Origin of the sequence: Acetobacterium sp. (assembly GCF_036508315.1) — a bacterium.
Taxonomy (GTDB): Bacteria; Bacillota; Clostridia; order Eubacteriales; family Eubacteriaceae; genus Acetobacterium.
Genome location: NZ_DATCHP010000029.1, coordinates 1 through 14246 on the forward strand (window position 1 = coordinate 1; position 14246 = coordinate 14246).

13 protein-coding genes are annotated in these 14246 nt (G+C 39.3%); 2 read left to right on the forward strand and 11 right to left on the reverse strand.

All coding sequences use genetic code 11. The features are described from left to right. The first annotated feature begins 82 nt into the window (after positions 1-82). Complete coding sequence (locus VIK44_RS04005; RefSeq protein WP_331552556.1) at positions 83-577, forward strand: DUF6323 family protein; 495 nt, start codon at positions 83-85, stop codon at positions 575-577. Next, positions 564-1928, forward strand: a complete 1365-nt coding sequence (locus VIK44_RS04010) for a DUF6179 domain-containing protein (protein ID WP_331552557.1) — start codon at positions 564-566, stop codon at positions 1926-1928. The genes VIK44_RS04005 and VIK44_RS04010 overlap by 14 nt, the downstream gene beginning before the upstream one ends. A 51-nt stretch (positions 1929-1979) precedes the next feature. Here VIK44_RS04010 and VIK44_RS04015 read toward each other — a convergent pair whose 3' ends face one another. From VIK44_RS04015 to VIK44_RS04065, 11 genes are all read right to left on the reverse strand, one after another. After that, the gene (locus tag VIK44_RS04015) at positions 1980-2690 is read right to left on the reverse strand and encodes an NAD(P)H-dependent oxidoreductase (RefSeq protein WP_331552558.1); all 711 of its coding nucleotides are present in this window, start codon (positions 2688-2690) and stop codon (positions 1980-1982) included. Positions 2691-2720: 30 nt separating this feature from the next. Then, positions 2721-3458 (reverse strand): chitobiase/beta-hexosaminidase C-terminal domain-containing protein, encoded by a 738-nt coding sequence (locus VIK44_RS04020; protein ID WP_331552559.1) that lies wholly within the window; start codon positions 3456-3458, stop codon positions 2721-2723. A 179-nt stretch (positions 3459-3637) separates the two neighbouring features. Further along, positions 3638-4774 carry a carboxynorspermidine decarboxylase gene (gene nspC / locus VIK44_RS04025; protein WP_331552560.1) on the reverse strand — a complete coding sequence of 379 codons (1137 nt, stop codon included), beginning with the start codon at positions 4772-4774 and terminating at the stop codon, positions 3638-3640. A gap of 3 nt (positions 4775-4777) precedes the next feature. Next, positions 4778-5977: a saccharopine dehydrogenase family protein gene (locus VIK44_RS04030; protein WP_331552561.1), complete on the reverse strand. Its 1200-nt coding sequence runs from the start codon at positions 5975-5977 to the stop codon at positions 4778-4780. Positions 5978-6178: 201 nt separating this feature from the next. Further along, entirely contained in the window at positions 6179-7024 is an 846-nt protein-coding gene (gene speB / locus VIK44_RS04035) for an agmatinase (protein ID WP_331552646.1), read from the reverse strand. Further along, positions 7017-7868, reverse strand: a complete 852-nt coding sequence (gene speE / locus VIK44_RS04040) for a polyamine aminopropyltransferase (RefSeq protein ID WP_331552562.1) — start codon at positions 7866-7868, stop codon at positions 7017-7019. The genes speB and speE overlap by 8 nt, the downstream gene beginning before the upstream one ends. 1 nt (position 7869) lies before the next feature. Next, positions 7870-9327, reverse strand: coding sequence for an aminotransferase class I/II-fold pyridoxal phosphate-dependent enzyme (locus VIK44_RS04045; RefSeq protein ID WP_331552563.1), 1458 nt, complete (start codon positions 9325-9327; stop codon positions 7870-7872). 197 nt (positions 9328-9524) lie between these two features. Then, complete coding sequence (speD, locus tag VIK44_RS04050) at positions 9525-10319, reverse strand: adenosylmethionine decarboxylase (RefSeq protein WP_331552564.1); 795 nt, start codon at positions 10317-10319, stop codon at positions 9525-9527. 476 nt (positions 10320-10795) lie between these two features. After that, the gene (locus tag VIK44_RS04055) at positions 10796-11803 is read right to left on the reverse strand and encodes an LCP family protein (protein ID WP_331552565.1); all 1008 of its coding nucleotides are present in this window, start codon (positions 11801-11803) and stop codon (positions 10796-10798) included. Between the two features lie 355 nt (positions 11804-12158). Further along, on the reverse strand, positions 12159-12608 hold the full coding sequence (locus VIK44_RS04060) for a hypothetical protein (RefSeq protein WP_331552566.1): 450 nt from the start codon (positions 12606-12608) through the stop codon (positions 12159-12161). A 285-nt stretch (positions 12609-12893) separates the two neighbouring features. Further along, positions 12894-14216 carry an HAD-IIB family hydrolase gene (locus VIK44_RS04065; RefSeq protein WP_331552567.1) on the reverse strand — a complete coding sequence of 441 codons (1323 nt, stop codon included), beginning with the start codon at positions 14214-14216 and terminating at the stop codon, positions 12894-12896. Positions 14217-14246: the final 30 nt, after the last annotated feature.

Genomic DNA, 14246 nt, shown 5'->3' on the forward strand with positions numbered 1-14246 from the left:
ATTTCCTTTATCATCATATCATATTTTTTATCAATTGTCAATTTAATTCCGTTTTTTAATTATTTTTATGGAGGTAATCACTATGTCCTTTGATTTAATGCTATTTGATGGTTCTCTGCTTGAAAAACAAGCCGTTTCAGAAATAATGATGATTAACAAAAGAACCGAACAATTTGGTCTCATCTTGACCGAACCTCAGGCCCTTGAGCTTGTGGAAACCCGATCTTATGCTTTGAAAAATACGGGAAGAATTGAATTTAGCGGTGGCGTTCTTGATAAAATAATCAAATATTTTTGTGATTCGCCCTACATTTCGCATTACAATTATCAAGAGGTGTTGCATGAGCTTGTTGAAATTTTCTATTATTATAAAAACGAGACTCTTGACCAAATGAGTGATGATGATTTAATTCAGTTTATGAAAAAGCATTTTAATGGAAAAAGCGCAGGTTCATTAGATCTTCTTAAATATCGGAAACTGGAGAAAATGGCTAGAAACCTTCGCAATGGTTATGATCCCGAATATGAAGAAATTGATACCCAGGAAGCAGAGGAAAAAAGCAATGCAATCTATTGAAAAACATTCAAAAATTAACAAACAACTCCTAAGTAATGAATTTTATTTCCAGTCTCTTTTACAAGAAGCCCATAATCAAGGAGAATTAAATGATTTGGAAATAGAAAGCATTCAAATGCAAATCATTAAGCTTTTGGCAGATAACACAGAGGTCTATAACAAAGGTCTCAGCAGTTCTGTTAAAGTTGAGGTTGCACAAACGATTATGAAGTCTAACATGTATACCCTCAGCCTCTATCTAAAATCCTTCCCGGAACCTGACTCTTCCCTTGATGCTGTAAAAAGCCAACCGCTCTCAGACCTTTATTCATTGGGTCGGAGCATGATCAATACAAAACTCAATGTTGCAAAGTATTTATATCATCTTGTATGCAAAACTAAAATTCAAACCATCAATGCCTCCTACAACGATACCATCGGAGAGGAAGGCATCAAGGGATTTTTCAAGGACTATCATGCTGATTATGAAGCACATGAAACTTCAGGCTCTATTGATTATCAGCTCATCCACCCAATAACTGACTTAGCCGGTGTCGAATTTATCATTCAATATCTCCAAAACTTACACCTGGAAAATTTGTTTTGTTCAAAGTTTGAACCTGTCATCCTCCACGAGGTTATGTGTGGCTACCATGCGACCTATGCAGACTTACTTGTCAATATCTTTGGACAAGCCCTTCAAAATGCTTTGGGATGTGCGATATTACACAAAGAAATACTCGATTTAAACCTTGAAGCTTCGGATATTCGAAAAATTAAAAACGACTTGAAAAACGAAACCAAAGAATCAATTCTTGAAATTTCACAGCAAAATGCTGCCGCAATTATAAAGACTTTAGGAATAACGAGTACATCATTAAAATCCTATATCTGGGCAAGTTTACCGGAATTTACATCAAATATTCACTTTGCAATAAAAAACGATACCTTGCAAAAAGTATTAGTGCCTCGCGTTAAGACCTCTTCAAATGAGATCATTCAGTATTCTATAGGGACAAAAACAGATGATGAAAGTTACCGAAAAATCGTTAATGAGGTCCGTTCCTGCAGATATTCTGATGATAAAATTGAAATCATTAAAGAACAGTTCAAAACACTTTCCGATATAGAGGATATCCTTCTGGACTGCGCATTGAGTGAATCTGAAGCTTTTGTCATTTTCAGCATGCTTGATGATGTTGAGCTTTCGGTTTTAGTCAAGCGTCATCCCTACCACCCAGAAATAAATGCCATCGCATTTTCTGAACCTGAAATCATATTGCAGCAATATCTGGACAATTATCTCCAAACCATGCCTGAAAACAGAATAGAACAGATTCAGACAACAGGTTCAAATATTGAAATAATATAAGATGCACAAAATACTTAGTGACTATTCCAGGGATTACAAAATCATTCTACCTTAAAAGGGTTTATTGCCACTAAGCCAACCTTGTGATTCCCAATGGTTTTTATCGGTAGGATTCCATGTGTTTTTTTTCATCATTTGTTTCATGACCACAAACATAAAACTTCTGAATACAGGTGATGGAAGATGATCGATATTGTTCACTGTTTTAGTGACTTTTTTTGCCATGATCTTAATATCCCGTTTTATCTTAGCCTGTTTTTCTAGAGGTACCTCTTCCCACTTCATGGCTGCAACAGCTTCCTTCAAAGAAAATCGCTTTTTAACCCCCCAGAATTTCAAACTATTTTGCATTGTTTTTCTTGTATGGGTCAGTCCCGCACCTGCGGAAGTAGAAAGTGTCAACCCGACCTTATTGAACATCTTTGGGTTGGGCCGATGGCTTAACCACATAAAACACAAATGATCAAACAATGTTTTAAGTTGACCTGTTACATCTAAAGCATAAACAGGTGACGTTAAAACGATGAGGTCAGCTGCTTCCAAGGCTGCAACAATGGGACTGACCTGTTCCGAGTGGGGACAAGTATGCTCACCGTTTAAAAAACATGAAAAACAGCCAAGACAAAAATGCGGCATATCCCTGGGCAAAGTAAATTCAGTCACTTCTATTTTCCCATTGCGTGAAAGCTCTTGTTTTAACAAATCCATGCAATGCCATGTGCTGCCATGGCGTGTATTTCCGTTAATGACTGTTATTTTCATTGCTATTCTTCCTTTCAAAAAATCTTCGCTTTAATTATTTTTTGTGAATAAAATGCCATTAATGTGAATTTGGTTTGAGTTATCAGAATCGAAATCAATGTTAAGCTCGGTGCTGGATGGCATAATGCCAGCGTTTTCAACATCTTTCATATTTATGGTTCCTGTATCACTGCCACCCGTGGTGGTAACTGTATAATTTGCACTGTATCCATCTCCGTTTCCATTTGGGGCCACTTCGGAATGAATAAGAGTTCCACTCGCTGGGTCAGTTGGAGTAAATGAATATGTTAGCGTCCAGCCTTGTTGTGATGAAACCCATGTCCCCTGAACCGTGTTCATGAATTTTTCATCAGTATTTACATCATTTGTTTGATCACTGGTTTGATCAGGTGTATTAACATCCGGTATATTTTCAGTTGGAACTGAAATTGTGTATACCGCTGATTTAATTTCAGAAATTGAACCATTTTTATCAACTGCGATACTTTTTAAAGTAGTATTCATTGCAAGTGTTATTGGGCCAGTGTACTTAGTGGCGGTCACTGTTGGGTCAGTACCATCAATGGTATAGTAAATCGAAATGTCTGTACCATCCGGTTTATTGATTTCCACTGTGATGGGTGTTGTGTAGGTTCCTTCGTTCACTGAATAGGACGGTTGATTAATTTTATCCACATTTACCTTACATCCTGTTAATAACAGGAGAAGTACCAGACTGATTAGGATTAAACTTGAACTTAATATCAATCGTTTTTTGTTTCTTTTCATTTTATTCACATAATTCCTTTCAATTTCAAACATTTTCAAACATTAAAATAATTTAAATGCATAAAAAAACAGTCATTACAATAATATGGCATATCCCTAGGCAAAGCAACTTCCATGACTGCTATTTTCCCATGGCAATAAGCTCTTTCTCAACAGTTGGAACACCTTTTCTCTACGCACTAGGATAGTCTGTTCTTAAAATCGTCGTACCCGAATTGTCGAACCATGCGGATGTCTTTTTGTTGGGTGAAAATTGCGATGGCTGGTAAATTCATGCCGTTAAAGGTATTATTTTTTACCATGGTATAATGCGCCATATCGCAAAAAACCAGCCGGTCTCCTGTTTCAAGTGGCGCATCAAAGGAATAATCCCCGATAATGTCCCCTGCCAAACAGGTGGGGCCGCCCAAACGATAGGTAAAGGGTTTCTCCTCAGGCATACCTCCTCCGATAATCTCTGGTCGATAGGGCATTTCCAGAACGTCCGGCATGTGGCAGGCCGCCGAGGCATCCAAAATAGCAATCTGAATGCCATTATCAACGATGTCCAGCACCGTCGCCACCAGAAATCCAGTGTTGAGCGCCACGGCCTCTCCCGGCTCCAAATAGACTCTTACAGCATATTTTTCCTGGATATGCGTAATACAGACAATCAACTTTTCAACATCATAATCAAATCGGGTAATGTGATGGCCTCCCCCCAAATTCAGCCATTCCATTTGGTGAAGAACATTGCCGAATTGGGCTTCCACTGCCTCTAACGTAAGCTCCAGGGCATCGGCATTTTGTTCGCAAAGGGTGTGAAAATGCAGTCCGGTAATACCCTTAAGCTGGTCAGGACGAAATTGCCTGGTTGTGACCCCTAACCGGGAGCCCATAGCGCAGGGGTCGTAGATGCCATGATCCTGGGTGGAACACCCCGGATTAATCCGGATCCCACAGGAACATCCCCCAGCCAGTGCCTGGTTTTTATATTTCATCCATTGGGCAAAGGAATTAAAAACAATGTGGTCACAAATGGCTACGATCTCATTGAATTCTCTTTCCAGATAGGCGGTTGAAAAAACATGATTTTCCTTTCCCATTTCCTCATATCCCAGCTTTGCTTCAAACAAACCGCTGGCTGTGGTGCCGGACAGGTACTGCCCGATCAGGGGATATAATGAGAACATGGAAAAGGCCTTTTGCGCCAGTAAAATATGGGCCCCTGTTTGTTGCTGGATCTGATTCAGCAGTTTCAGGTTTTTGATAAGCAGGGATTCATCCACTACATAACAGGGCGTCGGTAACTGGTCGAATGCCTGGTTAATATCCATGTTTTAATCAACCAGCTCCGGTTCAAAGCTTTCCTGCCAGGGCAGTCCCCACTTGTTCAGGGCTTCCATAAACGGATCCGGATCAAATTCCTCGATGTTATGTACCCCGGGTTTGTTCCATTTTCCAGTCATCACCATCATGGTTCCGATCATGGCCGGAACACCGGTTGTATACGCAATTGCCTGGGATCCAACCTCATTATAGGATTCCTCATGGTCGCAGACATTATAGAGATAATAGGATTTATCTTTTCCATCCTTTTTCCCTTGAAAGATGCAACCGATATTGGTTTTCCCTTTGGTTCTTGGTCCCAGTGATGAGGGATCAGGTAACACTGCTGCCAAAAATTGAAGAGGTACAATTAGTCTGCCTTCAAACTCGATGGGTTTTATGGAAGTCATCCCCACATTTTCCAAACATTTCAGGTGGTTTAGGTAGCTTTGTCCAAAAGTCATGAAAAAACGAATCCGACGAATACCCTTGATATTAAGGCCTAATGATTCCAATTCCTCATGGTGGAGCAAATACATATCTTTCTCCCCAATTTCTGGAAAGTTGTAAACTCGCTTGATTTCCATAGGTTCAGTTTCAATCCACTTCCCATCTTCCCAGTAACTGCCATCGGCGCTTACTTCACGTATATTAATTTCAGGGTTAAAATTGGTCGCAAAAGCATAGCCATGGTCCCCTGCATTGGCGTCAAGAATATCAATGGTATTGATCTCATCAAACTGGTGCTTTTGTGCATAGGCACAGAACACTCCGGTAACCCCGGGATCAAAACCGGTTCCCAGCAGGGCTGTGATTCCTGCCTTCTCGAAACGTTCCCGGTAATCCCACTGCCATTTATATTCAAATTTCGCAGTATCCTTTGGTTCATAGTTTGCGGTATCCACATAATTGGTTTTGGTGGCCAGGCAGGCATCCATAATGGTGAGATCCTGATAGGGCAAGGCCAGATTAAGAACCACATCCGGCTGGAATTTCTCAATCAATTTTACCAACTCATCCACATGATCGGCATCCACCTGGGCTGTGGTGATTTTTGTTTTTCCACCGTCCAGCTTGGCTTTTAGTGCATCACACTTGCTTTTTGTACGACTGGCAATACATATTTCACTGAATACTTCACTATTCTGACAGCATTTATGAATGGCCACACTGGCAACACCGCCACAACCGATAATTAATGCTTTTCCCATAATAACCTCCTTGTAAAATTTAATTCATGCATTTGCGAATGTAGGCTCTTCCTTACTGCCGGTTTATATGAAACAATTTTTCCACTCTTCATCGGACACTCTCCGAGATGTCCACCTAAGACGTTACATAATTGTTTTTATAAACCGACATCCAAGTATGAGGTTTTGTATTCGTTTCACAATTCCTTACTATCTAATCTTTTAAACAATCACTAACAATAACTCTCGAAATACCTTACATGCCACTGCTGTAGAAGCCCCACTTTGGTCATATATAGGGGATAGCTCATTGATATCACACCCGACAATGTTGAGTTTACTCACGATTTGGATGGCGTCCAGGAGCTCCAAAAAACTGACCCCTCCAGCCTCTGGTGTTCCAGTTCCCGGAAAAATCGAAGGATCCAGTATATCCAAATCCAATGTGAAATATACCGGTTTATCTTTAAGCATTGCTGCAATTTCTGCTAAACCCTCAAAGTTGAATTTTTGAGTAGTTACATGATCTTTCCCCCAGAGAAATTCGCTGCGGTCCCCTGAACGAATGCCAAACTGAAAAATTCTGTGGTCTCCCACTAAATCCCAAACCCGATGCATAACCGCTGCATGGGATAGACTCACCCCCAGATAATCGTCTCTTAGATCGGCATGGGCATCGAAATGAATCACATGAAGATCCGGATATTTCTGAACCGCTGCCCGAACCGCCCCGAGCGTCACCAGATGCTCCCCTCCGATCATAATCGGCAATTTCCCATCGGAAAGGATGGTCGTCACAAACTCTTCAATTTGCTCTAAGGCTTTTTGAGTGTCTCCGAAACAAAGCTCCAGATCGCCGCCGTCAAATACAGAAATATCCTCTAGATCCTTGTCCTGATAAGGACTGTATGTTTCAAGACCAAAGGATTCCATGCGCATGGTTCGACTGGCAAAACGGGTTCCCGGGCGATAAGAAGTGGTGGAATCAAAGGGCGCTCCGAAAATAACAGTACGGGCATCATCATAGTCATTATCGCAGCCAATAAAGGTTTCTATATTTTTACTCAGCATCTCTTAACAGCTCCTCTACATAGTTTGGCAATGCAAAGGCTCCGGTATGAAGTCTCGTATTGTAATAATGGGTTTTGAAACCTAATGCATTCCATTTAACCGCTTTTAAATCATGGACAGGATGATACTGTTTAGATGCAAACCCAAAGAGCCAGTGGCCTGACGGATAGGTCGGGATATGAGCCTGATAGACTTTGCTTATCAGGAATGATCCCACAATCCGTTTGTGGGCACGTTGCATGGCGATTGCGTCATCGGCATAAAAGGCGCTTTCATGCTGGTTGACCATAATGCCATCCTCTTTTAATGCCTTGTAGCAGTTGCCATAAAATTCTTTTGTAAACAGCCCTTCTCCAGGCCCAAATGGATCTGTGGAATCCACGATAATCAAATCATATTCATTTTCACAATGCCTGATATACCGTAATCCGTCCTGAAAATGTAAGTGGACACGCTCATCATTGAAAGAACAGGCTGTTTGAGGCAGATATTTTTTACAGACCTCCACCACCAATTCATCAATTTCGACCAGATCAATGTGTTCCACTGTTGGGTAACGGACCAACTCCCTGATTGCGCCGCCATCTCCACCGCCAATAATAAGTACCCGCTTTACCAAAGGATGGACGGCCATGGGTACATGAACAATCATTTCATGGTAAATAAACTCATCTTTTTCAGTGAGCATCATATAGCCGTCCAGGGTTAAAAACCGCCCAAACTCTTTTGAATCAAAGATATCAATGCGTTGAAATTCACTTTGTCCGCAATAAAGCTGGCGATCCACCTGAATTGAGAATTTCACGCTGGGTGTGTGACTTTCTGTAAACCATAGCTCCATGTCATTTGACCTCCTTCAGTACATTTAAAACCTTAATATCCATATCTTCCGGACCGGTAACAGAACAGCCTTTTTCCTTAACATATTCAATGGAATCAAGAATTTCCTGGGTGATCCGCTCCCCTGGCGCAAGAATGGGAATCCCCGGGGGATAGCACATCACAAATTCGCTGCAAATTCGCCCTTTTGTTTTTTTGAGTTCCAGGGATTCCTTTTCGGCGTAAAAAGCTTTTCGTGGCGCCACAACAACTTCCGGATTAATATATTCGTACTGAAGCAACCCCGATTTATCGCACTTATACAGCCGACGGATTTCAGCCAATGCACTGACCAGGCGTTCTAAATTTCGCTGGCAGTCCCCGACCGAAATATAGGCAAGGATATTTCCGATATCACCAAATTCCACCTGAATGTCATATTCATCCCTGAGAATATTATATACTTCAATACCGGCAAGTCCTACATTTAAGGTATTAATGGATAATTTGGTAACATCAAAGTCATAGATTGTATCGCCATTAATGAGTTCCCGGGAATAAGCATAATAATCGCCAATCTGGTTAATTTCATCCCTCGCATACTGAGCCATTTGGTAAACCTTTTGAAAAATCCGTTCTCCATTAACCGCCAGATTTTTTCTGGAAATATCCAGACTGGACAGCAGCAGATAGGAACCGCTGGTGGTCTGAGTCAGATTAATGATCTGACGGACATGACCGGGATTCACCTCGTTTCCCACTAAAAGAAAAGAGCTTTGGGTTAAAGACCCGCCAGACTTGTGCATACTCACCGATGCCATGTCAGCGCCTGCCGCCATACCACTTAAGGGCAGATTTTTGCCGAAGTAAAAGTGAGTGCCGTGAGCCTCATCCGCTAATACCAGCATTCCCTGTTGGTGTGCCAGGTCGGTGATGGCCTTAATATTGGAACAGATCCCATAATAAGTGGGATTATTAATAAGCACCGCTTTGGCATCGGGATTTTCAGAAATCGCTTTTTTCACCCCGGTCAATGTCATGCCCAGGGAGATTCCCAGCTCATGGTTAATCTCAGGATTCACATAAACAGGAATCGCCCCTCCAAGAATTAAAGCATTAATAACGCTTCGGTGGACATTTCTCGGAAGAATGATTTTATCCCCTTCCTGACAGGCAGACAGAACCATGCTCTGGACAGCTGATGTGGTGCCGTTTACCATAAAGAATGCGTGTTTCGCACCAAAGGCCTCTGCAGCCAATTCCTCAGCTTCCTTAATCACCGAAATGGGATGACATAAATTGTCCAGGGGTTTCATGGAGTTTACATCCACAGACATGCACCGCTCCCCTAAAAAATCCGTTAATTCTTTATTGCCCTTCCCTCGTTTATGTCCCGGAACGTCAAAAGGAACCACCCGCATTTGTTTAAATCGGTTAAGTGCCTCTAAAATAGGAATTCTGTCCTGGGATAACTTTGTCATTTTTTATTGCCCCCTTCATTGAGTAGATTAGGTAATTGCCCAATTCACAAACACAATCGTAAATTGCTTTGATGTCAGTTTTCATAAACAATTATGTAACGTATAGGCGAACAGTTCGAAGAACTGTCCGACGTATAGTGGAAAAATTGTTTCATGAAAACTGACAGTGAAGCTCACGGTACTTTCGCAATTACCTATTAGTAGATATTGCTTCCACTGAAAATTTCGATCATTTCCTGACGAAGGCTGCTGGAAATTTCCAATCGTGTTTTTGGCGGCAGCTCATAGACATCAGTATTGAACAAATAGTTTTGTAAACAAATTTCTTTTAACATCATTTTCGTATGAAATATATTGGACTGATAAACATTAATATCAATGGCATCATATTTTTTCAGGGTTTCATCATTAATATAATCCTGAATCGAGGTAATCTTATGATCCAAGAACAATTTCTTTCCGCTGACATCCCGGGTAAAACCTCTGACCCGATAGTCCATAGTGATGATGTCCGAATCAAAGCTGCCAATGAGATAATCCAGTGTGCTCAGTGGTGTTATTTCACCACAGGTGGCTACATCAATATCCACCCGAAATGTGGCCAGACTGGTATCCGGATGATATTCGGGATAGGTGTGAACAGTTACATGGCTTTTATCTAAGTGGGCTACCATGGTTTCCCCGTGAAGATCTGCTTTAGCTCCACCGACTTCCCTGCATTCCCGAAGAAAGGTTTCTTCGGCAATTAAAAAAGTAACGCTGGCTCCCTGGGGATCATAGTCCTGCTTAGAAATATTCAGCACATGGGCACCAATCATTTCTGTAACATGGAGTAAAATTTTGGTGAGGCGTTCAGAATTGTACTGCTCATCAATATAGGCAATATAATCACGTTGTTCACGTTCACTTTTCGCATAACATACATCATAAATATTAAAGCTAAGGGATTTAGTCAGATTGTTGAAACCACTCAATTTTAATTTATTTTCCATAATCCACCTCGTTTCGGATATTTTCTATCGACAAAACAAAAAACTCAAATGAAAACAACATTTTGTGTTGTTTCTCCACTTGAGTTTCATTTCTACGATTTTTGTTTTATTTACCATTAAATGAACTGAAACATCCATTCATTTTCTATTTATTCAAAATGTAGAGATTAGAGTCTATATAGCAAGAATTTACTTTTACTACTCTTATTGATTATTTCACAAGTGTGATGTGCGGCAGGGCACACGGTTGTAAGTAACCAACTTATAAAATTCAAGCAATCATTCAATCAATAAGGCAACAAAAGCTACCAATCGGCACTTGACCCAGTTTTCTGTATGGCATTTTATATCTTTGAAGTATCCATAAACCCTGTGTTTGCGGACACTTCAAAAAGGTTTTAATCCACCTTATCATACGAACCGAATTGTACTATAAAAAAATATAAAAATCAAGAACAATTTTTGTCCTGTGAAAACTAATTTTTTGAAACAGTGCTTAAGATTGTGTTACTGATTTCTTCAACTGCAGGAGATGGCACATATCCCTTTTCCTCATAGATAAAGTCATGTAAATAGGATACATTTTCACTTAAAGTATCATATTTTAAATAAAATACCTCATCCCATACACCAGGAATATATTGTCCATCAACAGGCAATCTGGTATCTTCCATGGTTATACCCCCAGCTGAAAATACCTTAGTGCCCAATCCAATCAGTGCTCCTTGATCAAGACTCGTTTGTACGTAAGGTGACAGTATTTCAATTAATGATAAGGCTTGTGGCAATGACTTGCTTTTCAGCACATTGTTTATAACACTCTGTAAGACAGTTCTTTGTCTCAGTGTTCTTTCATAATCCGCATCACCAGAATAGCGTATCCGACTGTAAGCTAAGGCCTGTTGTCCATCGAGTGTTTGTACTCCTGTACCAACAGAACTTGAACCGCTGGTTTTATTGAGAAGATCTACTTCATAATCTTTCACATTAATCTCTACTCCACCCACGGCATCCACTATTTCTTCCAAAGCACTGAAATTCACAGTCATATAATCCTTAATATTCATATCAAAGTTTTCATTGAGTGTTTTAACTGTTAATTCAGGTCCTCCAACTTCATAGGCATGATTTATTTTGTCATATTTTTCCCCTGGTATGCTTACAAAGCTATCCCGCATAATAGAAGACAGTTTCAATTTTTTATGTGATAAATCCAAAGAAGCGATTATAATTGAATCCGTCCTGGAACCATCATAATCATCCGCTCTGGTATCAATGCCAAATAAGGCTATATTAATAATATCCTTGCTTTTATCAGCAACTACTGGCTGGATTTGTAGTTCCTCTTCATTTTTCGTAATCTTTACCGTATTAATTTTCCCAAGATACGTACTATAAACATAATAAAATCCCGAGGCTGCTAGAATGATAACTATAAAAAGGGGAATCAAAATCTTCTTCATTGTGCTGCTTTTTTTACTCATTTTCTCTTACCTTTGTCATCAAGACACCTATCTTTTTAATTTTGTCGAATAATCAATTCTTAATCTCTAAATTATAACACATTATTAACAAAATAGTTAAGGATAAATTTCAATTTGAATTAAGTATGATTTTTTGAATATTAAAAGATATTTTACTTCTGCAATGACAACACGATTCCGACCTTCTTCTTTATTAATGAGGGCTGCTCATTTTTAGAAGTTCCCGGAATGCTCCATGGCTTCATTGATGTATCCTTAGGTATAAAAACCTTTCCCAATAAAAAAAGGGCTGCTCATTCTGAAAATCTCAGAACTTACAAAACCCTATAAATAAGATAGCCAACTCCTCTAAATTTTATTTATTTTCGTCTAACGCTTTTTCATCTTCTACTAAAGTTTCTTCTTGATTGATTGGTTCCATGTCAGTGATTACTGTTGTTTTTTCTACAGTAATTCTTTCCACAGTGGGATCATCAAAAGATTTCACTTCAGTTAATAACATCAGGCCTTTTGATACTTTTTGATTTATAAAACCAGCATAGAATAAAAGAAGTGCAATACCTCCATAAACGGCGATTGGTTCGAATATTCCTGGAAGTAGTTGTCCTGGCAATAATTGTTTAATAACATCTGCCGCTGCATACCCCTGAGTTACATATTGGTTAAGATTCGTGTAAAATAGCATAATATTATCAATCAATAACGCAACTGCAATCACTGCTACAATTGAACCGGCAACATATAGAATCATGGAACTAGAAGTCTTTTTTGATTTTTCAGACATATTTTTTTCATTGGATTTCATAATAGTTTGTCTCCATTCCTGCCCCTTAAGGCTAATACATAAATACCAATTTTCGAAGCGTCATAAAGAGGATTGTGCGTTGGCGTTGCTAACAAGCATTAGTTTAGCACCTTTTACTTAAAATTCCCCTTAATGGTTTTGCTTTAAGGGGTCTGTTCATTTATCTTTACTTCGAGTATTTTTGTGAGACCCCAAATGCCACAACCACATAAAATTGTGGTTTCAATGATTCTCGCTGTGTCTTATCTTTTCTTTCATGACTGATAACTTAACTATGACTTCTGGTTAAAATAAACTTTTGGAATGAAAATGCTTTTCCATTTTTTTAACTACGGCATCACTATTATTATCTCCTATAGTACGCGGTTCAATTGCCATTAATTCTTCTGATGCATTAGCAACTGCATAGCCAAAGTCTGCAACTTCCATCATTGGGATATCATTTTCACTGTTCCCAAAAACAACAAGCGTATCCGCCGATAGTCTCTCTTTCATTTCCATAATCGCTTCCTCTACTGAAGCTTCCACACTATAAATTTCCAAATAATAATACCCCGGATGTTCTTCGTCCTTATGGGTGATGCTCTTAATGAGATACGCACAATGAAGGCGAGTAATTTCGTTATGCAGTTTTTTTATTAACTCAGGTTTATCCACTGCCATAATATACAGCACATCCTGATTTTTAGGCAAATCGGCGCAGATATAGTTTTTCTGAGGATGAAGTTTCTTTGAACGATAGAGTTCTTTATCAACCGGATTGATTAATTTAGTGTAATAAATATGGAGCATATCATTAATAATGGTGTGGGTAAAACAATTGACGCTCTGATGTTTAAAAACCTCTAGCACCTCCTGGGCGATTGAATAATTTATAGCCTTGCAATGCATGTATGTGTTCTTTTTTAAATCATAAAGCGAGGCACCGTTCATTATAATAATAGGTAAATTCAGTTCCACTCCGTCGAAAATCGGAAGAAGCGTAGCAATGCTGCGGTTTGTTTTAACACTAATGAGTGCACCATGGTTTAGCATTCTATTCAATTTTATTTTTGAATAATTACTGATTTCATTTTGTGAATTTAATAAAGTCCCATCCAAATCACTGACAAATAGAATCCGTGAGTTTTTCTTTCTGGGAAAATGAAGAGCATTCACTCCAAGAGACACAAAAATACCAATTAATGTATCCAGAATTCTGTTAAGAGCAAAGAGCGATGGGTTGACGTCAGCACCGTGAGATATGGCAATGCTCAAAAATACGACACAGGCTATAAAAGAAGTCGTGGGTTTATTTATCAGCAGCGTAATGTAAATCAACGGGATAATGGCCAGGGAGACTATAAGATACTGTAAGGCAAGCATATCTGTTGGAACAAAACTTTGCTCAACAAGTAAAATAAACATTCCCATTGCACCACCAATAAAAGTTCCTATTGTTCTGTTTAACGCAACTTTCAGACTATTTGAAACATAAGGTTGCATACATAAAATCGCAGCGATTGCAGAATAAAACGGAGCACCTTGTTCCCCTCGCAGCAAATAGATTAAAAAACAGATATATACCGCTATACATGTTTTAATTATTCTCATTCCGATTTTAGGCATTTAATTTCTCCTTGTATCAAATGTCTTAAT